Raw genomic sequence first — 25,521 nt, forward strand, 5'->3', positions numbered from 1 at the left:
GAAATGAAAAAGACGCTAATACTTTTACCTCTTTTGGCTGCTAATATTGCACTAGCCCAGCAAAAGAAAACAATTACAGGTAAAGTTCAGGATGGCAGTACCTCACAAATCATCGCAGGAGCATCCATCAAAATAGAAACACAATCTGTTTCTTCCAAAACCAGCCAGGATGGGATCATTGAAAGTGTTTCCATTGGTACCGTTACAGATAAGAACGGAAAATTTACCCTGGAAATTCCGGCAGATACCAAATCTGTGCTGGTAAGCTATCTTGGTTATGAATCCAGACTGATTCAGATAGATGAAGACCAGACCAACTATAATATTTCATTAGCCCCGGCAGGTGAAGTTTCTGAAAAAAACAAAATTCAGGAAGTAATCATCACCGGGTACCAGAAGATTGAAAAACGTAAGCAGACTTCGGCGGTCTCTACGGTGAAGATGGATGCGATCAACCAGTCCGGTGTTGCCAGTGTAGACCAGATGCTGGCCGGGCAGATTGCCGGGGTAGTGGTAACCCCTGAAACAGGATCTCCGGGAGGTCCTGCCAAGATCAGAATTCGTGGAACGGCTTCTCTATCCGGTCCGCAGGATCCGTTATGGGTAATTGACGGGCTTCCGCTGGAGGGAAATGATGTTCCCAACTTCAGCGATAAAGATAATATCGACCAGCTTCAGAATTTTTCCATTGCAGGCCTGAATCCTAACGATATTGAGGATATCACTATTCTGAAAGATGCGGCTGCTACCGCTATTTATGGAGCAAGAGCTGCCAACGGGGTGATTTCCATTACCACGAAAAAAGGAAAAAAAGGAAACATGAAAGTGAATTTTTCAGCGGATACCTTTATTACATCCCGTCCTGATTTTGACAAGCTGAATCTTCTGAACGCTTCTGAAAAAGTGGATTTTGAATTAATGCTTGCCAAACGTGCTGACCTTACTTACCGTGCTGATAAAGGGGAAGTCATGAGAATTTTAACCCAGAACAACCAGCTTGATGCATTCAGAAGCGGAGGTTTGGATGCGTTGAACTCAATGACCCGCCAGCAGCTTGATGGTCTGCGAAACAGCAATACAGACTGGGGAAAACTGCTATACAGAAATGCCATCAATAAGCAGTATGGACTGAGTCTTTCCGGAGGCAGTGACCGCTCTGATTACTATTTCTCACTAGGGTATTTTGATGAAGAAGGAACAACTATCGGTACAGGTTTTAAGCGATATAACCTTACCTTAAAGAACAATTATAAATTAAGCGATAAGTTAAATGCAGGAATCTCTATTTTCGGAACTCAAAGTGAGCGTTCATCGTTCATGACGGATGCTGATGCGGCGGCAAGCCCCATCAATTATTCAAGAAATGCCAATCCTTATCTGACACCTTACAATCCGGATGGTAGTTACAGATATGACCGGGATATAGACGGTTATGCCGATCAGTATGTTCCTTTTAACTTCCTTGAAGAAAGAGAAAATACAGATTATACGCTTAAAAATCATTCCTTAAAAGGGATATTGGATCTTGAATATAAAGTTTCAAAAAGCCTGAGATTCACGTCACAGTTAGGCCTTCAGTATGATACCAATAACACGGAGAAATTTGCTGCTGAAAATACCTACTATACCAGAAAGATGAGAGAAGGAACCCGTTATTATAAAGATGGGGGATTTCAATATTTCCTGCCTAAAGGTGGTGTAAAACAAAACTGGGATAATGAGTTCTTCCAATACAACTGGAAACTTCAGGGAACTTACAGTACGAAGATCAACTCGGTGCATGAAATTGATGTGATGGCCGGAACAGAAATCCGTAAAACGAAAGACAATACTACGGTTACCAGAGCTTTCGGGTTTGACAGTCTTACCAAAACCGGAGTTCCGATTATTTTCCCGAATTCTAATTTTGCAGCAGATAAAAAGTATGAAACGTACCGCGAAATGCCTGTCGCAGAAAACGCCTATGCCTCTATGTTTGCAACAGCTTCCTATACTTATGACCAGAAGTATACCTTCTTCGGAAGTGTAAGATATGACGGAACCAATTTGTTCGGGGTGAATAAAAAGTACAAATATCTGCCGATTTGGGCAGTCTCCGGATCATGGCTGGTATCCAGGGAAAATTTTATGAAGAACCTGAATGCCATTTCTAACCTTAGATTGAGAGCATCCTACGGTTTACAGGGAAATATTGACCGAAACACGTCGCCTTTCTTTATCGGTGAATACAACAATGCCACCATTCTGCCGGGCGGAAAAGAAGATGTGATCAACGTGATCAGTCCCCCGAATGATAAACTTCGATGGGAAAAAACAACCAACGTAAACTTCGGGCTTGACCTGGGTGTATTCCAGAACCGTATCAATCTTACCTTAGATGTTTACAGCAGAAAAGGAACGGATATGATCAGTATGAAAGAAACACCGCTTGAAACCGGATTCAATTATACGATGATGAACTGGGGAAGTCTTACCAATAAAGGGTTTGAATTGGCTCTTTCCACAAGAAACATCAATAAAGATAACTTTAAATGGTCAACCACCATTAATTTCGCCCACAACAAGAGTGAAGTTCTCAGCGAGCAGCCCCGCGACAATGCTTTCCTTCCTTCCAGAGAAGGCCTTCCTGTGAATGCGGTCTTTGCATTGAAAACAGCAGGAATGGATGAATACGGAAACCCAATGTTCTGGAAAGGAAATGAAAGAGTAAAAATTGCAGATTTCTTCAAGCTTTATGATGTTTATGAAGAATTTCTTCCGGGCCAGCTTGTAGATTCTAAGCTTTCACAGGCAGAGATGAGAAGTCTTTTCACCTATATTGGTGATAGAGACCCGAAATTTACAGGAGGAATTATCAATACCTTTAAAATCCACAATTTTGACTTTACGGTTTCTGCTGCCTTCAACTTCAAGCAGACGGTGATGAGATCGCCTTCTTACAGAGGAATGGAACTGGACAGAGGAAGAAACTATACAAGAGACGTCTACGAAGCAGGAAATTCACTTCCGGGGATTACAGGTTCCGAAATGGAAAACAATCCCGGCTGGATGGGGAATAAATGGCTGACAAACAATCCTTCCAACGCCTACGGTCTGCTTGATATCTGGGCTAAAGAGATCAGCTATGTGAGAATAAGCAGCATCCGTTTAGGGTATACGCTTCCTAAAGAATTTACCGCTCCTATGGGGATCAGCAGTCTGAGACTGAGCGTGGAAGGACGTAACCTGTTCGTATTCAGCAATGGATATAAAGGATATTTTGATCCGGAAACCTATGGTAATATTTATGCACAGCCTATTCCTAAATCAGTTACCGTAGGATTTAATGTTTCTTTTTAAAACTTAAAAAAATGAAAAAAATAACAGCATGTATCGCATTGGCATTGATCAGCTTTACCAGCATCGGATGCGATCGTTTTTTAGATATTCAGCCGGACGGAAAGGTGATTCCGGTAACTGTTGAGGATTACAGAAAAGTACTTACCTCAGCGTATGCCAAATATCCGACCCATAAATCTATGACGGCTCTTCGTACAGATGAAACCTATCTGGATGAAACCCTGAATGAATTCAACGTATACCGTGAAATTGCCATGTGGAAAGATACCAACAACGATGCGGCAACGATGGAATTTCCCTGGGTGAAATTTTATTCCGTAGTATTCTATCTGAATCAGATCATCAATGAGGGAAGCAAGACTATGACAGATTCTCCCGAAAAACAGCAGATTCTGGCAGAAGCATATGCGCTGCGGGCCTACACCTACTTCGATATGGTCAATTTATACGGAAAACCATACAACAGTGCGACCGCATCTACCGACAGAGGAGTTCCGCTAAGTCTGGAAATCGACCTGGAAGCAGTTCTGAAACCTTCTACCGTTCAGGAAGTTTACAATCAGGTGCATGCAGATATGGAAAAAGCAGAAGATTTAATGGTCACAGAGAAGCAGCCTTTGGACATCAGTTATAGATTTTCAAAAATATCATTGAATGCTCTTCAGGCAAGAATCGCCCTTTATCAGAGTGACTGGAATAAGGCATTACACTATTCGGAGCAGGCTTTGGCAATGAAAGGAAGTCTTACCGATTTGAATACCACCAATACCTTACCCAACCACTATGCTTCGGCAGAAGCAATCATGGCTTTGGACGCTGTGTTTGACGATGCCGCCAGAAACTTATCATATGCTTCCCCGGAATTGATTTCAAAATTTAATACAGCCGCAGACAAAAGATTCGGAGTGTATTTTGAAAAGAAAAATGATAAGTATAAGATCATTAAAAAAGGAACAGCAGATTTTAAAGTATCTTTCAGAACTTCAGAATTGTATTTTATTAAATCCGAAGCACTGTTGAAACTGAATAAACTTGATGAAGCTAAACAAACCCTTCTTAAAGTGGCTAAAAACAGATATACTCCGGACGGCTATACCTCTGTTCAGAATTTAGTAACCCCGATGAATGCCGCGGAATTTATGAATTTCATTATGGATGAAAGATTCAGGGAGTTTACCGCAGAAGGACACCGCTGGTTTGATTTAAGAAGAGCCAACCAGAAAGAAATAAAGCATACCGTGAACGGTAAAGAGTATATTCTTCAGCAGAATGACCCGAGATACACCATAGAATATCCGATGAGTGCAAAGAAGAATAACCCCAATTTATAACATTTCATATTAATATCCCCTGAAACCGCTTGAACTTAATTGTTTTAGCGGTTTTTTTGTATTTTTGTCAGTGTTATGAAAATTGCCATTATAGAAGATGAACTGCTGGCTGTTAATTATCTGAAAAATTTATTGGATAAACAGAGCATTGTCCCTGTCACCGAGACCGTTATTCTTCGCTCAAAGAAGCAGGCAATAGATTTTTTCAGCAGGGATTCGGCAGATCTTATCTTTATGGATATTCACCTGGGAGACGGGATGAGTCTTGAAATTTTCGAGCAGGTGGAACTTTTTACACCCGTTATTTTCATAACAGCTTTTGATGACTATGCGATGAGGGTTTTCAGGCATTTCACCATAGATTACCTTCTGAAACCTTTTGAAGAAGAAGATTTACATAAAGCTTTACAGAAATTCATGTCGATCAGGAATAATTTTGATCCTGAACCGGTGCTGAAATCCGTTTCAGCATTACAGCATGATAGCGCTTCCGGAATCATGAAACGCTTTATGGTAAGAGAAGGAAACAAGCTTAAATCCATAGACGAGCATGATACGGCTTACTTTTTTGCTTCGGGAAAATATCTTTTTCTCACCACGGCAGATCATCAGACCTATATTTTTGATGATACCATTAAAGACATCATCCGGAAACTGAACCCGCAGGTTTTCTTCAAAGTGAACCGTAAGTTCATCGTCAACAAAAAAGCGGTTACCGAAATCATCAAGCACTCAAGCCAGAAAGTAGAACTGAAGCTTTCCCCGGAACCGGAAGTCAATACCGAAATATTTATCAGCAAGCCGCAGATTGCAGAATGCCTGAACTGGTTTAATTCTTAAGGAAAGGGAGCCGGAAGTTTCTATTCCGCAGAGTACTCTATCTTGCCATCCGGAGGAATCATGATGTAACCATGAATAAAAACTGACTTCTGTTTTCCGGACTTTCATAGCTTCCATCCTCCATCCTCCCATCCCAATATTTTTCGTATTTTTCCCATCCTAAAAACTAACATGAAGTTATGAGAATATATATGTTGGCAGCTCTGCTGTTTTCTTCCCTGCTGTTTTCACAGAAAATCCAGCTGAAGAAAGACAAAATCCTGTTTAATGAAAAAGAAATAGGCATTCTGAAATCACCTTACCGCGATCATTTTGAGTTTTATACCTTAACCAATGAAAAGGTTTTTGATGCCGATCTGAAAGGCGTTTCCCTGGCTAAAGAAGAAATTCTCTACTATCTGGATATGAAATCGGCGGACGGAAAGACTACGCAGATCCCTTACGAGGTGCTGATTACCTCTTTTAAGCCGGACCGCATTGTGGCTCATCAGCTGGCCGTAAAATATAAACTCTTCAATGAAAATGGCTTTGATAAAGCTGAACTGGAAATGTTCTTTGCAACCCCGCGTGAAAACCTGGGCGATAAATACCTGAAGGCAAAAACCAGCAGCATCGCGGAAGATAATGAAAGAAAAAACAGGCTGGATCATATCAGAAACCTCTATAATCCGAGATTGGGATCAAAAGGAGAGATCCTGATTAACAACGGGTCTTATCCGGCCAGGATTATAGGATATTCCAGAGCGTATAACTGTGTCGGGTTCAATAATACAGGGCCGTGTCTGGAAGTAAGTGATCTTGATGGCGTTAAAGTAGCCACGATGTATCAGACCCAGGGTATGAAAACCTATGCGGTAAGAACTTTTGATAATAATGAATTCACCTTTACAGCTTCCCGATCTTACGCGTCTTCCGATTATGCTTTTGTGAGTGAATTTATAGCCAATCTCTTCATAGAAGGATATACGCTGGAACATCAGGCTTATTATAAAAATGAAGAACTTCATCAGGCGAAAGTGGATGATGCCATTAACAGGAGCATCAATTTATATGATGTGCCTGGATATTTGGTGGAGAAATCCGGTAAAAAAACAGAAGGAATGATCACCATCTGGTTTGAAATGCTGGATACGGAAAGAACAGGGCAGAAACTTCCCGAAGACGGAGCTGATCTGTTCGGACAGCGTGTAACCCTGAAAAAACAGCTTCCGGGAATGAGAAGCATGGCCACCAAAGTATATAATGCGGATTCAGGCGTGCATTTCTGTGTTTCCCCGAACGGAAATGAAGAATGTTATTACGGGCTGGATGTAAAAGGAGAGTTTATGAAAAAGCTTCAGAATTACGGAAGTATGCACGGAAATAACGCCTATTTTTACAGGCTTGTGGCCAGAGAAAATAAAATCATGCTGCTTCAGGACCCTGTTGAACTTCACAAATATGTCATCAAAACAGATCTTCAGCCTAAAGGGCAGATGCTTGATAACAGATCCAACGACCAGCTTTCTGAAAAGCTGGCCGATTATCTCAAAGACTGTAAAAGCCTTTCCGATCAGCTGAAAAAAGAAAGCCTGGATCTTAAAAACGAAGAAAATCTGCTTCACATCATTTCAGAATACGGTAAATGTAAAAAATAACGTACTTTTCCTTACTAAATATCATGGGACAAATACTTGTAGAATACGAAAAAGATAAAGGATTCCGGATCGCGGAAACGATGATGCAGCTGGTACTGCATTATATTCTTCAGGAAATGGAAAAGCCTGAACATCTTATTCCGGATAAATCTGATCTGCTGGAGGATACAAAATTTCATATCAACGGATACAGCGGAGGTCATATGTACTTCAGCCTGTTTGATGAAATCAGTTCACCGGCAGACGAACAGGTCATGATACAGATCCTGAATAATGTGAAGACAACACTGCAAAATAAAGGAAACCTTATCTCCGTAGAAGAACTAATGAGTATTCCTACGGATGATCTCACATTTAAATATATTCTTGACAAGAAACCCTTTCCAACCACGGAATTAATCCGCGTAATGGATGCTCTTATCCAGATGCTGGAAAGAACCTGGCCCCACAAAGATTATGAAATGGATCTGAACTGGAAGTATTTTGATTAAGTTGAATTTCAATAGTGTAATTGACAAAGAGAAGAAAGAATGAAATATTTACAGTTTTTAAAAGATCACCCCACAGAAGATTCCTTTACCAATAAAGGTATAAGTGAAGCAGAAATCAGGCATCTGGAAGAGCTTTATAATAACAGCCGTTCATTTCCTGTTGCTTTAAAGGAACTTTTAACACTGGCGGGAAATTTCTGTCATGCATTGGATTATAACATTTATGACAGCCAGGAAGAGCTGCAGACAGAAGAAAGGGAAGAGCTGAGGGAATTGTATGATCTCACCATAGAAAGACCGTTCTTTTTTATCGATCTGGTTTCTCACGGTCTTCCTGTATTTGTATTTCTGGATGAAGGAGATGATCCGCCTGTCAACCAGATGGTAAATAATCCTACTAAGGAAAAATATTATGAAAGAGTAGGAGGAACGCTGCAATCCTATGTGATCAGCAGGATCAGGTATTATCAGAAATGGTATCCCGGCCATAAAAAAAATTAACAATGACAATGAATCACGAAGTTTTAAGCCGGTATTCTTTAAAGTTTTCAGTGGAAATTCTGGATGGAAGAAGAATGGGAACTGTGAGAACAACTGCTCCGGAAAATATGTTAAGCGGAAGCCTGGAAGACCTTTTTGTGCGTGGATATCCGGATGGATTTATCAGAAGGATCCTGAAAAATATAGAACGTGCCCTTCATAATGTTGATTTTGATCCAACAGATGATGGAGGCCCGGAATTTGTCAGTGTGAGAGTTGGAAAAGAAATCTGTGTGATAAAAAGTATAAGAGAAAAGGCTCCTGTGAAGATTCCTACTGAAGATTTAAAGCAGATCTTAATCGCATGGACAGACTATTTTGAAAAAAATGATATTGACGTGATATGACCGGATATAAAAACTCAGACGGACATGTGGTGACAGAACAGGAATTCGACAGAACGAAAGGAGGAACCATTCATACCTATGATGACATTACCGGAAGACTGAAAAAGGCTGAAAATATCATTTTTATGTCAAAGCCGGGAACAACACGTACCTGGTATGAATATTATCTGGATCCTTCAGAAAGTGAAACGGACATTATCCGGCAGTATACGGGTGAAACTGAAAATCATTCCCTGACCGTCTATTTAAATCAACAGACAGCACACGGATTTGAAATGTGGGATGCCAGAGATTATAACAGAGAAGGGGTTTTAAGATTCAGAAGCAGGATTGTTTATGACAGCCTGGGAAGAATGGTTTCAAAGGTAAATTTTGATATACAGACGGATGAGGTAATGCGGCATTCGGCTTACTGTTCTTCAAAATACTATTATGGAACCGATATAGATACTGAAAACGGGCTGCCGGATCTGGAGCTCAGGTTTACCTATGAGTTTGATGAGCGCATCAGCCGGTTCGTTACTTACATCAAAGATGTCAATGAAACTACCGGAGAGATCCATACCATGAATGTTGAAGACTTTACAGAGCTGTTTGGCGGGGATTTCTGGAATGCGCATCCTTATTATCATTCATTGTATCCGATATTACCGGAGTTTCCGGTGGTATAAACAGAGTAGAATAATTTTATGATTAAAGAATATTACGGTCTTTCAGGTGAAAAGATCACAGAACAGGAAGCCCTTGAACATACAGAGTTTATGATCAGGTGGTCAGAACATTTATCAGATGTTCCGTTCAAAGAAGAGGAGCATATTATCAATGGTAAGCCGGATTTCATTCGGTACTTTATTGCTCACGGTGAGAATGAAGCGGAAGTTTTCGATCATCTGAGCCGTAAATCGGAACAGTTTCAGATTAAAAAAAGAATAATAGCGGGAGATTTTGTGGTGGATGTTAATAAAGAGTATTCCCTTACCAACGGAAGCGGAGCTTTAATTTCAAAAACAGTATATACTGCGGATGATTCTAATGGCAACTATATCTGTATTCATGTACTGGATGCACAAACCAATCTTCCCATACCGTTAAGAACCCGGAAATACTACTATAAAACAAGTAGAAACGGAGAACGGTATGAAGCAATAGAGTTCCTTTACGATGAAAACGGTTTATTGCTGGAAGCCATAGAAATGCCCTACAATTCAGACGAACAGGACTGGGATTATTATGACCGGGATCATTTTCAGCTCCTGCAGGATAAGAACTCAACCGATTTAAGTTATTACAAAAATAGTGATCTGCTGCCCGGGCATCTGCTTCATCTGCCGGATGATACGGAATCTGATTTTGAAAACTGATAGCAGAATTATCCGTGTTATTAGAAACAATCTCACATTGTAAGAGGGTTTCAGTTAAAAATCATCATCACAACCCAAACCGCCCGTAACTTCCATCCTCCTTCTTCCAGCTTCCTTTTTCAAGATCCTATTTTCCCAGCACTTTTTTTGCATTCTCATTATCAGGATTCAGCTCCAGGGATTTTTTATAATTTTCCAGGGCTTCCTTCTTTCTGCCAACTATCAAAAGGTTTTCGCCATAGCTGTCATAGGTGTTCCAGGCATTGGGGTAAAGCTCAATATTCAGCCTGAATATCTTCAGGGCATCATCCATTTTCTTTTCTCCGGCCAGCTGGTAGCCAAAACTGTTGATTTCTTCTTCACCAACATTGTATTTCGAGCCAGTTCCTTTTTTATATTCTGACTTTATAAACGGAATCAGTTTGTCAATGGATTTTTCGTTGTTATAGGCATCGTTCAGGGAGATGAGATTCATTTTTCGCTCCTTTTCCTCCTGTTCTTTCAGGGTTTCAACGCTGTAATATTTTCTCTGTTCATCAGTAACCTGGGAAGGATCGATCTTATACCGTGCCCATTTTCCATTGGTTGTATGGTCTTTATAGAACTGGGTTCCATAGATCTGTGGCTGATTTCTGCGCATCAGGTCCCTGTCTACGGCAGCGGCATACCACCACCGGTTCAGGGTAGGATCCATTTCCAGGGCCTGTCCGAAACTTTTAACAGCCATTCCTGAGGAAATGCTGTCGTTTCCGTGCTGAAATACAATTCCGGCGTTGAAATAATCTTTGGCCGTCTGTACTTTATTTTCCTTCATCAGAACAAGAATTCTCTCTCTACGGTCGCTGTCTTCCTTACTCAGAACAGACCAGTTGATATTCGCAACCTTTCTTGCATTCTGGTCATCGTCTGCCATTTTCTGAAGTTCGGGATTATCTTTTGTCTGAGAGAAAATCACTAAGGGAAATATCAGTAAAAGTAAAGTGAAAAGCAGGTTTGATTTTTTCATACGGTTAAAGTAATTAGTTTTTAAGAGGTTAATTAACCCGGGGCAATTTACAAATTAATTTGTAGCAAGCCGATTGAAATTCAGTTCATAGAAAAATATTGTTTTGAAACTTAATACCACGGTGATATATAATTAAGGTAAAAAAGACTCCTACCATCATCCTAATCTGCCAGATCAGCGGGAATATCAAAATATACGGAATTTATTCAATAGAGGCGGACTTTAGTCCGCCCTGGCCGTGGCAATGAAATTTTAAAATCACAAACCGAAGGTTCAACGTAGTCAATAGGCACAAAGTTTTTTACACTTTAGTTTCAATAAGTTTACCTACTAAGCGTATAAAAGTACACATTAGTCTTTAGAAATCTATGATTTCTATTTCTTGCGGGATAAAAAAATCTGCCTGATCTGCCAGATCAGCGGGAATATCAAAATATACGGAATTTATTCAATAGGGATGGACTTTAGTCCGCCCAAATAAAAGAAACAATCCACCGGCTTTATCCAACCGATGCCGTTAATCTGTAAAATCCGTCCGCCGAGCCATAAAACAATTCATTAAAAATAAATTCTTAAATTTAAAAAGACTTTTAAGAGTGATAAAATAGGGAAGTAGCAGGTAATTTGATAAAAATGAATTTCAGGTTTATAAAGACTAAGAATCAGTTGCTGAAAAAATATATGGAAGGGTTTTATGTTTTTGAGAGCGGAACATCAGATCGCCGGACAGAATATATCGTCTTTCCTTCCAATTACTGTGTACTTTCTGTATATAATCATGTACGGCTGCATATAGAGCCGGGTAAAATTCACTATTCAGAATCATTGACAGAATCTTCCGTTTCCACAATTGCTTTTGCTTTTCAGAAACCGCTTATCGGAACCTACGAACCGGGGATCAGGGAAATAACATTCTGTTTTTATCCTCTCGGTTTCAGCCATTTTGTTGATGATGACTTAAACAGCCTCCGGCAGGGAGATATTCAGTTCTTTGATTATGATAAAGATTTTAAGGCTTTTATTTCAGAAGTTCTGGATGAAACCGATGAAGCCGTTTTACAGGAAAAAATTGAAGAGTACTGGGTACGGAAACTTCGGCCTAAAAATTTTTCCCAGCTTGAAAAAACTTTGGATCTGCTGAACAGAACAGATCTTGATATTTCGGAGATTGCAGAAAATCTGGGATTAAGCAGACAGTACCTCACCCGGATGTTTGCGAAGCACCTTTGCAAAACACCTTCCGAATACCGTAAAATTTTCCGTTTCAGAAAAGCATTGCAGAGCTTTACAGCATCCAGGAATCTTACCCATCTTACGTATGATAACCTGTTTTATGATCAGTCCCATCTTATTAAGGATTTCCAGAAGCTTACGGGAATGTCTCCCAGACAGTTTTTTAAAGGAAACAGATCTTTGAATGAAGGATCGGTCAACTGGTTTTTTCCGGATTAGTTTCCATTTTTACAATTTTGAGAACAGAATACAGGATAATTTTGAAGAACACCGGTAGGTTCCGGGCATTTTAAAATTATTGCACCATGTTAAATTTTATCCTTACCCTCTTACTTTTTATGTTCAGTATTTTCAGTTTTGCCCAAACGGCAGAGGGAGCAGAAACTTCTGCAGATCATATCTTTGATAAAGGTTCATCCATATCCGTACACAAGCTGTCCGGAACCCAGATCAGGGATCTTGCGGTACTCGGAAAAATCTGGGGTTTCCTGAAATATTACCATCCGAAAGCGAATTCAGGAACGCTTAATTGGGACTATGAACTTTTTAAGATAATGCCGGAAATCCTTTCAGCCAAAAATGAAACGGAAAGAAATAAAGTGCTTTTTACCTGGACTGCATCTTTGGGCGAATTTCCTGAAAAATCAGAAGGAAAAGATAATTCCGAACTGAGATACAAGCCCGATTTCCGGTGGATCGGTAAATCATTGGGAAAAGACCTCAGTGAATTGCTGATGAATATTTCCAGAGCAGACAGAAAGGCGGAAAACCATTACGTTAAAATATATTCGGAGGATATGCCCATTCCTTATTTTCAGAACGAAGCAGCCTATTCCCGGTTTAAATACCCTGATGCGGGTTTCAGGCTGCTGAGCCTGTACAGATACTGGAATATGATAGAATATTTTTACCCGTATAAAAATACCCTCGGAAAAAGCTGGGATAAAACCCTGGCAGATCTGATTCCGAAATTTGCAGAAGCGGAAAATGAAATGAGTTACAAGCTCGCAGTAGCTTCTATGGTCGCCGAAATACAGGATTCACATGCCGTATTATCGATATGGACGGCCCCTCCTTTATATGAATATTACGGAAAAATGAGACCTGCTGTAAATCTGGTATTTGTGGGTAGTAAGCCCATTGTTTCCGAAAGTCTTGAAGAGAAGAACGGAAATAGAAATGAACTTCTTCAGGGCGACGAAATTGTATCTGTCAACGGGAAACCTGTTGAAACTTTGCTTAAAGAGCAGCTTCCCTATGCATCAGGTTCTAATGAGCCTGTCCGTCTGTCAAAAGTAGGAGTAAGCCTTTTAAGGACCAATGATCCCGGGATTGAGGTAGGAGTGAAAAGATCCGGTACTTTAAAAACAGTCCGGGTAAAAACCCTTCCTCTGGAAAAATCTCTTGTGGAAGAAAATCAGGGAGAGCCTGCTTTCAAAATGATGGGAAGTGATATTGCCTATATTCATCCCGGAAGGCTGGATATGAAAGACCTTGACGGCATCATGCAGAAAGCGGTAAAAGCTAAAGCAATCATCATCGACATGAGGACCTATCCGAAAGAAACGATGTTTCTGATGAAAATCGGGGACTACCTTTTTGATAAACCTAAAAACTTCTGCAGAATGACCAAAGGAAATGTTGTAACGCCCGGACAGTTCAGCTATTTAAGCGATGAATACATGAGTAATGTGAAAATAGGAAAAGACACATCTGACTATTACAGAGGAAAACTCATTGTTCTGTGCAATGAAACTACCCAGAGTTTTGCAGAAATGAGCCTGATGGCATTCCGTGCAGGTCCCAATACAACGATCATCGGAAGCCAGACCGCCGGAGCGGATGGCAATGTAACGGCACCTGTTGTACTGCCGGGGAATATCAGAACCGTTTTTACCGGAATTGGAATGTATAACCTGGACGGAACAGAAACCCAGAGAATCGGGATTGTACCGGATATAGAAGTAAAACCTACCATTCGGGGGATTCTTGAAAAGAAAGATGAGGTACTGGAAAGAGCGATCCGTTTTTCCAAAGGTGCCTGATTACCCGTCAGCACACATCAAAAATACCTTCATCAAAAATACAGGCTCATGAATCAGGTGAAAATCTTCAGTACTGCTTTACTGTTCATCATTAATATAAACATCCTGTGGGCACAGACCCGGAAGAACAGTAACGAAATTGCTTTAATAAGAGAAATCAACGTATCGGAATGGAGTGGAAAGAATTACCGGTTCAGCGCAGATATCAGATGCGAAGATTATGATGAAATAACGGAAATGGGCATCAATGCCGTACAGGTAGGAAAAGAAAAGTTTGATCTGCTGAATCATACGGCGGCACAGGCCCGGATTACCCCGTCTGCAGAAAACAGAAACTGGAAAACCATAACCATTGAAGGTAAAATTGATCCGCAGTCCAGACTGATCTGGCTTTATCTGCTGGCTTTCGGAAACGGAAAATTTTATTTCGATAACCTGAATTTAAGTATTGAGTCTCAAAACGGCTGGATTGGTATCCCAATAGGAAATTCCGGGTTTGAGGAAACTGACGAGGTAAAAAAAGTTTTAAAAGCCTATAAAAATACAGCTTCTTTAAACAGGAATGATCATATTAAGGCTTCCATTATAAAGTCAGGAGATAACAATGCCCTGATGTTCGATTCCCGGAACAATACCTTTCATTACGAAACCTATTACGGGTACAATCCGGCCAAAGGAAGATATATAACCATGCCGGACGGTAAAAAGATCTACTGCGAAATATACGGAGACGGAGAACCTTTACTGCTGCTTCACGGCAATGGCGATTCTATCAACACATTCAAAAACCAGATTCCGGAGCTGGCAAAATACTATCAGGTAATTGCCATCGATACAAGAGGGCAGGGGAAGAGTACAGATAATGACACAGAGTCTTTCAATTATCGGATTTTTGAAAAAGATCTGGAAGAAATTATCCGCCAGCTTGGGCTGCAGAAAGTCAGTATTGTAGGATGGAGTGACGGTGCTGTTACGGGGATGCTTTATGCCATTCAACAGCCGGAAAAAGTGCACAAACTGATCCTGATGGGAGCCAATCTCAATCCATCCGCCGATGCGGTTACTTCTAAAATTCTCACACAGACCCGAAAAGACATTGAACGGCTCAAAAAACAGAACGACCCTAAGAACAGAACCACTGTAAAACTCCTGGAAATGATCCTGAAGGAACCTGATATTCCGGTATCTGAACTTTCAAAGATAAAGGCTGAAACTTTGGTGATGGCCGGAGAAAAAGATCTTATCCTGGAAAAACATACCCGGTTGATCGCTCAGAATATACCCCATGCAGAACTGAAAATCGTAAAAGGGGAAACACATTTTCTACCCGATGAAAACCCGGTGCTGTTTAACAGTATCGTGCTGGAGTTTTTAAAAAAGGCAGATTAAGCCTGTGTTTTAAAGAAGCTTATTTGCTTAAAATGTAGATGTTTAATTCCTGCTCCTTTCAGATTTTGCCATACAGCGTTATTGATGCTTTTCTTATTTTGTTCTGAATTTTACAGGATATTCATTACTGACTAAAGGATAGCCTTCTTTCGACACAAAACCTCTGTTCGTAATTACAAATTCATACTCCCTTCCAGGTTTTAAATGAATTAAAAGTACAAGTGTTTTATCATTATTTTCATATCCTTTAACTTTTTCAATGGGAAAATATTCTTTTCCTTTTTCCGAATAATTAATTGAAAAGCTTTTTGGATTCATCTCTTTTGAAAAAGTTATCTTAAGCTCTTTTATATCGGGATCAACATTGTTGGTTCCATTTTTGAACGGATCAATTCTCACAATATAGGGTTGGTGTTCATTATAATCCTTTATAATTTTTCTTTTATTGATTTTCTCCCTGAAAAATTTAGATTTCAGAAGGAATTTTTCGACAGCTTTATCATCATCATAATTCAGTTCAATAATATCTTTTATAGCCTTTATTTTGTTTTCAGAATGATCATAATAAGATTTACAGATTTCATATCCTACATAATATCCCAGATCTGCGCTTTCTTCTTTTCGGCTCCCGTTGTAAAGCCAGTTTGCAAAATTATTTGAAAACATTTCTTTCATAAATAACTTTTTTATTTCATCTGTATGGTTTCTGCCGTACGTTAAGTATTGCGTTACAACAGGCTTCTCAATAGCGAGTTCTGCAATGAAATCGCAGGCTCCTTCTTTAATACTTTGGTTCAATACACGGTTTTTATCGCCTTTCTGCTGGGTGTGAATGTATTCGTGAATATTCAGATAAACAATATTATCGGGAGATTGCTTTGCAAAAACATTTTTCAGCCAGTTATCTTTAAATTCAGATACATCCGCATCTGAAGTTCCGGTAGCGATTTCTGCTCCTACCAAAACCATATGATCCGTAACAGTTCCTCCGGAACGTAATCCGCCAATTGTGAAATACATTTCGGCATCTTTTAATTCAGGATATAATTTTTTCAGGTTTTCAACCGCGTTATTCAGTTCAGCTGTTTTGTTTTTTATTCTTAAAGTATTGGGACGTATTGAATTCCAGAATTTAGGATAATCTTTTATAAGTCCTACATACAGGGTATCACTGTAATTTCGGGCTTTCATAAAAGCCTGAAGCCCTTTTGAAGCCGGTTGAATGTATAATTTGTTGATAAAGTTCAGTTTTTTGTTATAATCATTGGTGTTTTGGATGCTGTCGAAAGCAATCCAGAAATTATCAATATCCGAAGTGATAATTTTATTTGAATTTTGTGAAAAAATAGTAATAAATGAAATGGAGAAAATAATTATTAAAATTTGTTTCATTGTTTTTTACATTGAAAACAAATCTACGTATTGTTTTATTACATTTTTGAATAAAATTATGTCCTGATGGACATCCGGAGTCTGCTTACTTTCAACACTTCATGAAAATCGGTTGATCTTATTACTGATGTTTGATTGGAAATTATTTGTGAATTTTATGCTTTATTTTTTAACAAATAATGAAATAAATACATTGAATAAATTAAATATGTTTTTATTATCCATTTGTATTTAAATTTTAATAAATATTTATATCGCTATTTTTAATAGATTGAATTATAACGGATTAAGTGAATATTAATTTGTATATTTATTGAATCAAGATATAAATGAATACACTCTTTATTAAAAATATGGTTTGTAACCGCTGTATTATGGTGGTGAAAGATGAATTAGATAAACTTGGTCTGAGCGTCCGGAGTGTCAGCCTGGGTGAAGCCGTTTTGGATGAAGAAATAACGGACAAACAGATAAAACAGCTCGAAGCAGCACTTATTCCATTAGGATTTGAACTCATAGACGATAAAAAGATCCGCATCATCGAAAAGATAAAAAATATCATTATTGAATTGGTGCACCATCAGGATAATCATACCAAAACCAATCTTTCCGAAGTGTTGAGCAGCGGGTTGAATCACGATTACAATTACCTGTCAAACCTTTTCTCCGAAATAAAAGGAACTACCATCGAAAAATATTTTATCGCACAAAAAATAGAAAAAGTAAAAGAATTGCTGGTCTATGACGAATTGTCGCTGAGCCAGATTGCTTTCCGTTTAAATTACTCCAGTGTTGCTTATCTCAGCAATCAGTTTAAAAAAGTAACAGGCCTTACCCCCAGTCAGTTCAAACAGATCCGTGAAGAGAAAAGAAAACCCCTGGACGAGGTGTAAATCTTACAAATCTATCCGGCAATTCCGCAATAACATTCCTCCGGATTGTAACCAACTTTGTATTGTAACTAAAACAAACGAAGTATGGCATCCCACAACAATAAAGAAATCATCTATTTACCTCTGGAAGACGTAGAAAGTGAACATTGTGCACTGATCGTTGAAAAAGGATTGCAGCAGGTAGCAGGGATAGACACGCACAAAGTGGAGATCAATAACCGGAGGGCAGCCATTACAGCAGACAATACCGAAGCTGTCGCGGAAGCCGTAAAAGCTATCCGCGATCTGGGGTACGGAGTCTCTACGGTAAAAAATACATTTCCCGTATTGGGAATGACCTGTGCCTCCTGTGCCGGCAGTGCAGAAAGTATTGTGAAATACCAGGAGGGAGTGGTAAGCTCTTCAGTAAATTTTGCCACCGGTAATCTTACAGTAGAATACCTGCCCAATATGATTGATGCTGTTCAATTGCAGCAGGCAGTACAGTCTATCGGTTATGATCTCCTGATCGCAGATGAAACCCAGCAGCAGGAAACCCTGGAAGCCATCCATATCAAAAAATTCAGGCAGCTGAAGAGCAAAACCATTTGGGCTGTTATCCTGTCCATACCTGTTGTGATCATAGGAATGTTTTTAATGGATATGCCTTATGCCAACCCGATTATGTGGTTATTTGCCACACCTGTTGTACTATGGCTGGGGAAAGACTTCTTTATAAACGCCTGGAAACAGGCCCGGCACCGTTCTGCCAATATGGATACCCTGGTGGCCCTGAGTACCGGAATTGCATATCTGTTTAGTGTGTTCAATATGCTGTTTGAGGATTTCTGGCATCAGAGAGGACTGCATGCCCACGTTTATTTTGAAGCAGCAGCCGTAATTGTAGCCTTCATCCTCTTAGGAAAACTGCTGGAAGAAAAAGCTAAAGGCAATACCTCATCAGCCATCAAAAAACTGATGGGTCTGCAGCCTAAAACCGTAATGGTGATCCAGGCTGACGGCACAGAAAAGCAAATTGCCATTGAAGCAGTAAGCACAGGAGATGTGATTCTTGTAAAACCGGGTGAAAAAATAGCCGTAGACGGAATAGTTACTTCCGGCAGTTCCTATGTAGATGAAAGTATGCTGAGTGGTGAGCCCGTTCCCGTACTGAAAGCAGAAGATGAAAAAGTATTTGCCGGAACCATCAACCAAAAAGGCAGCTTTCAATTCCGTGCAATGAAAGTAGGAAAAGAAACCATGCTTGCCCAAATTATTAAAATGGTGCAGGACGCGCAGGGGAGTAAAGCACCCGTACAGAAACTGGTAGATAAAATTGCGGGTATTTTTGTTCCCGTTGTCATGGCAATAGCCATCTTTACATTTATTTTATGGTTCATTTTAGGTGGGGATAACGGAGTAGTACAGGGCTTGCTGGCAGCCATTACCGTATTGGTGATCGCCTGTCCCTGCGCCCTGGGATTGGCTACCCCTACCGCCATTATGGTAGGGGTGGGAAAAGGGGCCGAAAAAGGTATTTTAATAAAAGATGCGGAAAGCCTTGAATTGGCAAAAAAAGTAAACGCCGTTGTATTAGACAAAACAGGAACCATTACCGAAGGAAGACCCGAGGTAACCGGTATTCAGTGGCTGGATGGCAATGATATCGCCAAAAACGTTTTGTTAAGTATAGAAAAGCAGTCAGAACATCCATTGGCAGAAGCGGTGGTAAAGCACCTGGAAGCTGTACCGGCCACATCATTATCTCAGTTCGACAGTATTACGGGCAAAGGAGCCAAAGCCATACATAATGGTGAACTTTATTTTGTAGGTAATAAAAAGCTGCTTACGGAAAACCATATCAGCATCAGTGAAATCTTACTGAAGCAGGCAGATGAATGGGGCGCACAGTCCAAAACCGTTATCTGGTTTGCCAGCAGTAAACAGGCACTTTCAGTCATTGCCATATCCGACAGGATCAAAGCAACTTCCGTAGAAGCTATCCGGCAAATACAGGGAGCCGGTATAGACCTTTATATGCTTACAGGTGATAATGAAGCTACGGCCAAAGCTATCGCAGAGCAGACAGGCATTAAACATTACAGGGCAGAAGTATTGCCGCAGCATAAAGCTGATTTCATAAAAGAGTTGCAACAGCAGGGGAAAGTTGTGGCAATGGTAGGCGATGGGATCAATGACAGTACCGCACTGGCTACCGCTGATGTGAGTATAGCAATGGGGAAAGGCAGTGATATTGCAATGGATGTAGCCAAGATGACCATCATATCATCCGACCTTACCAAAATACCACAGGCCATAAAACTGTCCAGACAGACCGTAGCTACCATAAAGCAGAATCTGTTTTGGGCATTCATCTATAATCTTATAGGTATTCCCGTTGCAGCAGGGATTCTTTATCCTGTCAACGGATTTCTCCTCAACCCGATGATTGCCGGTGCTGCTATGGCATTGAGCAGTGTAAGTGTTGTATCCAACAGTTTAAGGCTGAAGTGGAAAAAATAAAACAGGAATCCCGGCTTTCGGAAAGAGTGACATTAAAGGATAATTATTCAGGATAAAACCAACAGCTATGGAACATCAGCACGATCACAGCCATTCCGGCAGTGCCAATAAAAAGACATTAACCATAAGCCTCATTATTATTACAGTCTATATGGCGGTAGAGGTTATTGGCGGATGGATGACAAACAGCCTCGCCCTGCTGGCAGACGCGGGACATATGCTGAGTGATGCCATATCACTGTTTATCGCCCTGATGGCCTTTACATTCAGCAGCAAAGTAGCAGATTACGGAAAAACATATGGCTACAAGCGATTTGAAATATTAGCTGCAGTAATCAACGGAGCAACACTGATCCTGATTTCAGCCTACATTATCTATGAAGCCATTGAACGTTTCCAGAAGCCACCTGCGATCCTATCCGGCGGAATGCTCATCGTAGCAGTGATAGGACTGGCTGTAAACATGCTGGTAGCCTGGATTATGATGCGGGGTGCTGATGTTAAGGAAAACCTGAATATGCGGGGTGCTTACCTTCACGTAATCAGCGATATGCTGGGTTCGGTAGGTGCCATTGTTGCAGCTCTGCTAATTATGTTTTTTGGCTGGATATGGGCAGATGCACTGGCAAGTATTATCGTTTCTGTATTGGTTTTACGAAGCGGATACCTCGTTACAAAATCAGCAGTACACGTGCTGATGGAAGGCACACCGGAGAATGTTGACATAGAAAATGTAACACAGAAAATACTGGAAACAGAAGATATCATCAGCATTCACGACCTGCATATATGGACCATTACAAGCGGATTAAATGCATTAACCTGCCACGCCGTAGTTAATGGAAAAATAACGGTTGAGGCGAGTGAAATACTGCTCCGTAAAATAGAACACGACCTCGGACACCTGAATATTCATCACATAACTATTCAGCTGGGAACAGATGCCCACAGGCACGATAATTCGGTATTATGCATTGTAAAAGCAGAAACAGCCTCACACAGAGAACATCATTGAGTCCGGATGATGTGTAAAAACTGCGGACCTTTATATTTATGCTATTGTTACTTCCTTCATAAGATACACATCCTGAATAGCCTGTAACAGCTCAACACCTTTTTCAAAGGGTCTTTGAAAAGCTTTTCGGCCGCTTATAAGACCTGTTCCTCCGGCACGTTTGTTAATAACAGCTGTACGTACGGCATCTTCAAAATCCTGTTTGCCGGATGCCCCGCCTGAATTTATCAGACCGGCACGGCCCGCATAGCCATTGAGTACCTGATACCTGCACAGGTCAATAGGATGATTGCTGCTCAGCTCACTATACATCCGCTCATCCAGCTTTCCGTAACTGCTATCACCAATGTTCAATGCTTTATATCCACCGTTGACTTCCGGCAGTTTTTGCTTAATAATATCAGCACCAATAGTAGCCCCCAAATGGTTGGCCTGCCCGGTGAGATCTGCAGAAAGATGAAAGTCTGTTCCGTCTTTTTTGAAAGCATCGTTACGCAAATAGCACCACAGTATTGTAGCCATACCTAAAGAATGAGCTTCTTCAAATGCTTTGCTGATTTCTGTAATCTGCCTTCCCGAATTCGCTGATCCAAAATAAATAGTTGCTCCGACTGCTGTTGCGCCCATATTCCAGGCCTCCCTTACGGTTCCGTATAAAATCTGGTCGCTTACATTAGGAAAGGTCAATAGCTCATTGTGATTTATTTTTACAATGAAGGGTATTTTATGGGCATATTTCCGGGCTGCTGTACCCAAAACTCCAAAGGTTGAAGCTACCGCATTACAGCCACCCTCGATAGCCAGCCTTATAATATTTTCCGGATCAAAATACATAGGATTAGCTGCAAAGGAGGCCCCCGCACTGTGTTCTACCCCCTGATCTACCGGTAATATGGAAAGATATCCCGTGTCTGCCAGGCGTCCGTGTCCAAAAAGATTTCCCAGACTTCTGAGTACCTGTGGATTTCGGTCGGAAATACCATAAATGTCATCTATAAAATGAGAAGACGGCAGATGAAGCATTTGTTTAGGGATTGCTTTACATTCATAATTGAGAAGATCTTCTCCCCCCAAATACTGTATGAGTTTACTGATATCCATAATATACTATTTAAATGATTTTTATACTATTAACGTGAACAACCCTGCTGAACCTTTACCGAGGGCATAAGTTCTATGTGCTGTATTCAAAATTCATTTTAAACCAGGGGCGGAAAAACTACTTCTTCACTATTTTTCTCCGGATCCGGCTCAGGCTGGGTGGCGTGATACCAAGATAGGTGGCAATATCATGTATCTTCACTCTTTTGAATATAAAAGGTCTTTGATGGAGGAGCTGCAGATAATTTTCTTCAGGGGTATTGTTTTTAAACTGTACAAGACGTTGCAGTGCTAAAAAATATGCGGCTCTTACCATATTGATTTCAAGTCTTTCATAGTTGATATTGAGCTTGTGGAGGTCATTTTTGTCCTGGAAACTCAGTGAAAAAACTTCAACATCTTCTATGGCTTTTACAGACAGGTGGGAGGGTTTTTGTGTAATGAAACTGTAATAATCTCCGCACCACTCTCCTTCAAAATTAAAATCAATAATAAATTCCTGAGTTTCTTTTTCTTCAATATATTTAGTCGCTCCTTTTGTCAAAAAGAAGTATTCTGAGCAAACTTCACCTTTTGCGAGCAGATATTCATTTTTTTTAAAACTCTTTTGTTTCAGTTTTGAGAGTTTAAGATAAAATTCCTCATCGGAGAGTGGGAAAAAATAATCCCAGTTTTTTCGAATGTCTGCAATCAATTGCCCGGAAAATGCTCTGTTCTCAAATTCAAGATTATACATTATCCTATTTTCTAATGATTAATAAAACAGTTATGGTCTTTTTAATTTCAATTAAAAATTTGGTTTGGCTTGCTTTCTTAAATGCAAAAATACATTTTTTAAAAATATAAAATAATATAAAATGTTAATTTATAACGCTTTAGTTGAATGAATGCGTTTTATTAAGAATAATTTACTGCTATTTCAGACTAAATCATTTTTTCATCATCTTTTAGTTAATAATTACATTTAATAAATTAACAAAAGACAATTTCTTGTTCTGAATAATTACCCTTTTTTCTGCTTATTTACAGGTAACTGATCCGAAATTTGTCATGAGGATTATTTTATCTGTCTGGTGATATTTTGTGTGTTTAATAACCAGAGGCAGATTAAAATATTATGATTATGATATGGTATTGGCTTCTAAATATTTAGAAGCCATCACCATTAGATGATTATCATAGATTGGAAAAAATAACGATAATTTTTTAATAGATATACAGATGAGAAAAACAAAATTTTTTCTGATAAGTTTGCTTGCTGTAATAAGCATCAGATTTTCAGCGCAGGTTGGTATCAATACGACGACGCCTCATGCTACACTGGATGTGGTGGGTAAACCGGCTGAAAATAATATTCCGGATGGTGTTATAGCCCCAAGAATAACCGGAGATCAGCTGAAGGATAAAGATGCTGTTTACCTGGCTGACCAGACCGGTGCATTGGTATACGTAACCCAGGCTGTTACCAATCCTTCTGTGAAAACAGCAAAAGTTGATAAACCCGGATATTATATGTTTAATGGGACAGTATGGAAATTTGCATTTGGAAGCAAAGATGATGAAGTCATGATCGGAGAAATGATTTATTATCACGGGAGCATACCGGCTGGTACTTCAGGAACCAATATTCTTGCCAGCACTTATCTTTCGGATTTACCGGTCCTGGATAAATTTTTAAGACTTGATGCCCAGTTTGACGCTAGCTCGGCAGGGACGGGAACAATAACAAGTTTTAATCCGAGACTTTATAATATAGGATCTTCTGATGTGAAGATATGGGTATCAGAGATGTCTACCTTTACAGGTGATTCTGATAATGGAAATATTAAATTATCTCCAGGAGCATACAGACAATTTGATGATGGGGTTTTTCTTACACAGAATAATAATGAGACGGTAACATTTGATATTACAATTCAGGAACCGCAACCGAAATGGTATAGGGTTTACTATGCATTCAGAGTAGATAATAAGTCGATGACAGGAAACAGCAATGCAACGACTACGGACTCCAATACGTCGGATAACACAAGAGAACTGTTTTTGTCTATACAGAGACTATATTAGATTTTTGAGGAATGAGATGAGGTTAAAGTAGGTCTGCCTAAATATATTCCGGAAACTCAGATGAGTTTGCCAGGCATATCCTGAAACATAAAGTATAATCGTATTATTTTCACAGTACCGGAATCAGAAAAACAGGTCTGGTGTAAACATAAATGATCTCAGGCTTCTTTTTCTGAGAATGACTCAACCTTTTTTAACAGTGCTTTAAAAAGGTTGGGTTTTTCAGTTTATTCCTAATCAGTAAAAATTATAAATCAAATATAGAATAGTATAATCCGGATCTCTAAAATAATAATCAACTTTATATGTACTAATCTTATAATAAAAATAGAGCGGGATATAACCCATAAGAGTTAATCTGCCTTTGAAAAATCAAATAGAACCGCAATGACAAATACTTCCAAAATACACATCAAAGGGATGGTATGCAGCAGGTGTATCTACGTTCTGTCTGATGCCTTATCCCAGCTTGGGCTGGAGCTCGCCGAGGTACGTTTAGGTGAGGTGATCCTGAAGAAAAACAATCCGGATTTTGACGAGCAGACGATCCGGTCTGTATTGCAGGCATTGGGATTCGACCTGCTGTACAACAGACATCAGAAGATTATTGAAGATATAAAGACTGCCGTGCAAAAAGGTATTCAGCAGCAGTTAGATACCGGAAAGCCTGTAAGGTTTTCAGTATTGATAAGCAATGAACTGAATAAAGACTATGGAAGCCTTAGCTCTCTTTTTTCCCTTTTTCACGAATATACACTTGAAAAATTTATTATTTACAGTAAAATAGAAAAAGTGAAAGAACTTTTGGTCTATACCGATCAGACCTTATCAGATATAGCCTATAACCTGGGTTACAGCAGTCCTGCCCATCTTTCCAATCAGCTGAAAAAGCATACCGGCTTTACTTCTGCTTACTTCAAAAAAATCCGGGCAGATAAAAATGCAGTTATTCAAAGAAATAATCCTGACCACGATAACCTGTAAGGTTAAGT

21 protein-coding genes are annotated in these 25,521 nt (G+C 39.7%); 17 read left to right on the forward strand and 4 right to left on the reverse strand.

The genetic code is table 11. From position 1 onward, the window contains the following. The first annotated feature begins 3 nt into the window (after positions 1-3). The 9 genes from AC106S_RS10265 (at position 4) to AC106S_RS10305 (ending at position 9,886) form a co-directional block, all read left to right on the forward strand. On the forward strand, positions 4-3,339 hold the full coding sequence (locus tag AC106S_RS10265; RefSeq protein ID WP_482438976.1) for a SusC/RagA family TonB-linked outer membrane protein: 3,336 nt from the start codon (positions 4-6) through the stop codon (positions 3,337-3,339). Between the two features lie 11 nt (positions 3,340-3,350). Next, a complete protein-coding gene (locus AC106S_RS10270; RefSeq protein WP_482438977.1) occupies positions 3,351-4,670 on the forward strand; it encodes a RagB/SusD family nutrient uptake outer membrane protein in 1,320 nt (439 codons plus the stop codon). Between the two features lie 75 nt (positions 4,671-4,745). Further along, positions 4,746-5,510 carry a LytR/AlgR family response regulator transcription factor gene (locus AC106S_RS10275; protein ID WP_482438978.1) on the forward strand — a complete coding sequence of 255 codons (765 nt, stop codon included), beginning with the start codon at positions 4,746-4,748 and terminating at the stop codon, positions 5,508-5,510. Positions 5,511-5,689: 179 nt separating this feature from the next. Next, a complete protein-coding gene (locus AC106S_RS10280; RefSeq protein WP_482438979.1) occupies positions 5,690-7,147 on the forward strand; it encodes a hypothetical protein in 1,458 nt (485 codons plus the stop codon). A gap of 23 nt (positions 7,148-7,170) precedes the next feature. Further along, positions 7,171-7,638: a hypothetical protein gene (locus AC106S_RS10285; protein WP_482438980.1), complete on the forward strand. Its 468-nt coding sequence runs from the start codon at positions 7,171-7,173 to the stop codon at positions 7,636-7,638. Positions 7,639-7,677: 39 nt separating this feature from the next. Then, the gene (locus tag AC106S_RS10290; protein ID WP_482438981.1) at positions 7,678-8,139 is read left to right on the forward strand and encodes a hypothetical protein; all 462 of its coding nucleotides are present in this window, start codon (positions 7,678-7,680) and stop codon (positions 8,137-8,139) included. An 8-nt stretch (positions 8,140-8,147) separates the two neighbouring features. Then, positions 8,148-8,525, forward strand: a complete 378-nt coding sequence (locus AC106S_RS10295) for a hypothetical protein (RefSeq protein WP_482438982.1) — start codon at positions 8,148-8,150, stop codon at positions 8,523-8,525. Continuing rightward, positions 8,522-9,196, forward strand: a complete 675-nt coding sequence (locus AC106S_RS10300) for a hypothetical protein (RefSeq protein WP_482438983.1) — start codon at positions 8,522-8,524, stop codon at positions 9,194-9,196. The genes AC106S_RS10295 and AC106S_RS10300 overlap by 4 nt, the downstream gene beginning before the upstream one ends. Before the next feature lie 18 nt (positions 9,197-9,214). Further along, positions 9,215-9,886, forward strand: a complete 672-nt coding sequence (locus AC106S_RS10305) for a hypothetical protein (protein ID WP_482438984.1) — start codon at positions 9,215-9,217, stop codon at positions 9,884-9,886. A 127-nt stretch (positions 9,887-10,013) separates the two neighbouring features. On the opposite strand, the gene AC106S_RS10310 is transcribed toward AC106S_RS10305, so the two are convergent. Beyond that, positions 10,014-10,892, reverse strand: coding sequence for a tetratricopeptide repeat protein (locus tag AC106S_RS10310; protein WP_482438985.1), 879 nt, complete (start codon positions 10,890-10,892; stop codon positions 10,014-10,016). Positions 10,893-11,573: 681 nt separating this feature from the next. Here AC106S_RS10310 and AC106S_RS10315 point away from each other — a divergent pair. The 3 genes from AC106S_RS10315 to AC106S_RS10325 all read left to right on the forward strand — a co-directional run bounded on the left by AC106S_RS10315 (position 11,574) and on the right by AC106S_RS10325 (position 15,559). After that, complete coding sequence (locus AC106S_RS10315; RefSeq protein ID WP_482438986.1) at positions 11,574-12,344, forward strand: helix-turn-helix domain-containing protein; 771 nt, start codon at positions 11,574-11,576, stop codon at positions 12,342-12,344. Between the two features lie 86 nt (positions 12,345-12,430). Next, a complete protein-coding gene (locus AC106S_RS10320; RefSeq protein WP_482438987.1) occupies positions 12,431-14,170 on the forward strand; it encodes a S41 family peptidase in 1,740 nt (579 codons plus the stop codon). 48 nt (positions 14,171-14,218) lie between these two features. Beyond that, positions 14,219-15,559, forward strand: a complete 1,341-nt coding sequence (locus AC106S_RS10325) for an alpha/beta fold hydrolase (RefSeq protein ID WP_482438988.1) — start codon at positions 14,219-14,221, stop codon at positions 15,557-15,559. Between the two features lie 93 nt (positions 15,560-15,652). On the opposite strand, the gene AC106S_RS10330 is transcribed toward AC106S_RS10325, so the two are convergent. After that, positions 15,653-16,951 (reverse strand): gliding motility protein GldB-related protein, encoded by a 1,299-nt coding sequence (locus AC106S_RS10330; protein ID WP_482438989.1) that lies wholly within the window; start codon positions 16,949-16,951, stop codon positions 15,653-15,655. Positions 16,952-17,280: 329 nt separating this feature from the next. Here AC106S_RS10330 and AC106S_RS10335 point away from each other — a divergent pair, with 329 nt between their 5' ends. The 3 genes from AC106S_RS10335 to AC106S_RS10345 all read left to right on the forward strand — a co-directional run bounded on the left by AC106S_RS10335 (position 17,281) and on the right by AC106S_RS10345 (position 21,361). Continuing rightward, positions 17,281-17,844, forward strand: coding sequence for a helix-turn-helix domain-containing protein (locus AC106S_RS10335; RefSeq protein WP_482438990.1), 564 nt, complete (start codon positions 17,281-17,283; stop codon positions 17,842-17,844). 84 nt (positions 17,845-17,928) lie between these two features. Further along, complete coding sequence (locus tag AC106S_RS10340) at positions 17,929-20,346, forward strand: heavy metal translocating P-type ATPase (RefSeq protein WP_482438991.1); 2,418 nt, start codon at positions 17,929-17,931, stop codon at positions 20,344-20,346. A gap of 67 nt (positions 20,347-20,413) precedes the next feature. After that, on the forward strand, positions 20,414-21,361 hold the full coding sequence (locus tag AC106S_RS10345) for a cation diffusion facilitator family transporter (protein WP_482438992.1): 948 nt from the start codon (positions 20,414-20,416) through the stop codon (positions 21,359-21,361). A gap of 36 nt (positions 21,362-21,397) precedes the next feature. Here the strand turns inward: AC106S_RS10345 and AC106S_RS10350 are convergent, their stop codons facing one another. Then, positions 21,398-22,462 carry a class I fructose-bisphosphate aldolase gene (locus tag AC106S_RS10350; RefSeq protein ID WP_482438993.1) on the reverse strand — a complete coding sequence of 355 codons (1,065 nt, stop codon included), beginning with the start codon at positions 22,460-22,462 and terminating at the stop codon, positions 21,398-21,400. Positions 22,463-22,580: 118 nt separating this feature from the next. Continuing rightward, entirely contained in the window at positions 22,581-23,198 is a 618-nt protein-coding gene (locus AC106S_RS10355; protein ID WP_482438994.1) for a Crp/Fnr family transcriptional regulator, read from the reverse strand. A 485-nt stretch (positions 23,199-23,683) separates the two neighbouring features. Between AC106S_RS10355 and AC106S_RS10360 the strand changes: the two genes are divergently transcribed. Next, positions 23,684-24,529 (forward strand): hypothetical protein, encoded by an 846-nt coding sequence (locus tag AC106S_RS10360; protein WP_482438995.1) that lies wholly within the window; start codon positions 23,684-23,686, stop codon positions 24,527-24,529. A gap of 387 nt (positions 24,530-24,916) precedes the next feature. Then, complete coding sequence (locus tag AC106S_RS10365) at positions 24,917-25,513, forward strand: AraC family transcriptional regulator (RefSeq protein WP_482438996.1); 597 nt, start codon at positions 24,917-24,919, stop codon at positions 25,511-25,513. Positions 25,514-25,521: the final 8 nt, after the last annotated feature.

Source organism: Chryseobacterium sp. FR054, from assembly GCF_056844565.1.

Coding starts and splice junctions, on each gene's coding strand:
- AC106S_RS10350 (WP_482438993.1), bottom strand. CDS start 22,462: ATGGATATCAGTAAACTCATACAGTATTTGGGGGGAGAAGATCTTCTC.
- AC106S_RS10320 (WP_482438987.1), top strand. CDS start 12,431: ATGTTAAATTTTATCCTTACCCTCTTACTTTTTATGTTCAGTATTTTC.
- AC106S_RS10305 (WP_482438984.1), top strand. CDS start 9,215: ATGATTAAAGAATATTACGGTCTTTCAGGTGAAAAGATCACAGAACAG.
- AC106S_RS10335 (WP_482438990.1), top strand. CDS start 17,281: ATGAATACACTCTTTATTAAAAATATGGTTTGTAACCGCTGTATTATG.
- AC106S_RS10365 (WP_482438996.1), top strand. CDS start 24,917: ATGACAAATACTTCCAAAATACACATCAAAGGGATGGTATGCAGCAGG.
- AC106S_RS10310 (WP_482438985.1), bottom strand. CDS start 10,892: ATGAAAAAATCAAACCTGCTTTTCACTTTACTTTTACTGATATTTCCC.
- AC106S_RS10340 (WP_482438991.1), top strand. CDS start 17,929: ATGGCATCCCACAACAATAAAGAAATCATCTATTTACCTCTGGAAGAC.
- AC106S_RS10265 (WP_482438976.1), top strand. CDS start 4: ATGAAAAAGACGCTAATACTTTTACCTCTTTTGGCTGCTAATATTGCA.
- AC106S_RS10325 (WP_482438988.1), top strand. CDS start 14,219: ATGAATCAGGTGAAAATCTTCAGTACTGCTTTACTGTTCATCATTAAT.
- AC106S_RS10285 (WP_482438980.1), top strand. CDS start 7,171: ATGGGACAAATACTTGTAGAATACGAAAAAGATAAAGGATTCCGGATC.
- AC106S_RS10290 (WP_482438981.1), top strand. CDS start 7,678: ATGAAATATTTACAGTTTTTAAAAGATCACCCCACAGAAGATTCCTTT.
- AC106S_RS10275 (WP_482438978.1), top strand. CDS start 4,746: ATGAAAATTGCCATTATAGAAGATGAACTGCTGGCTGTTAATTATCTG.
- AC106S_RS10295 (WP_482438982.1), top strand. CDS start 8,148: ATGAATCACGAAGTTTTAAGCCGGTATTCTTTAAAGTTTTCAGTGGAA.
- AC106S_RS10330 (WP_482438989.1), bottom strand. CDS start 16,951: ATGAAACAAATTTTAATAATTATTTTCTCCATTTCATTTATTACTATT.
- AC106S_RS10315 (WP_482438986.1), top strand. CDS start 11,574: ATGGAAGGGTTTTATGTTTTTGAGAGCGGAACATCAGATCGCCGGACA.
- AC106S_RS10270 (WP_482438977.1), top strand. CDS start 3,351: ATGAAAAAAATAACAGCATGTATCGCATTGGCATTGATCAGCTTTACC.
- AC106S_RS10345 (WP_482438992.1), top strand. CDS start 20,414: ATGGAACATCAGCACGATCACAGCCATTCCGGCAGTGCCAATAAAAAG.
- AC106S_RS10355 (WP_482438994.1), bottom strand. CDS start 23,198: ATGTATAATCTTGAATTTGAGAACAGAGCATTTTCCGGGCAATTGATT.
- AC106S_RS10360 (WP_482438995.1), top strand. CDS start 23,684: ATGAGAAAAACAAAATTTTTTCTGATAAGTTTGCTTGCTGTAATAAGC.
- AC106S_RS10300 (WP_482438983.1), top strand. CDS start 8,522: ATGACCGGATATAAAAACTCAGACGGACATGTGGTGACAGAACAGGAA.
- AC106S_RS10280 (WP_482438979.1), top strand. CDS start 5,690: ATGAGAATATATATGTTGGCAGCTCTGCTGTTTTCTTCCCTGCTGTTT.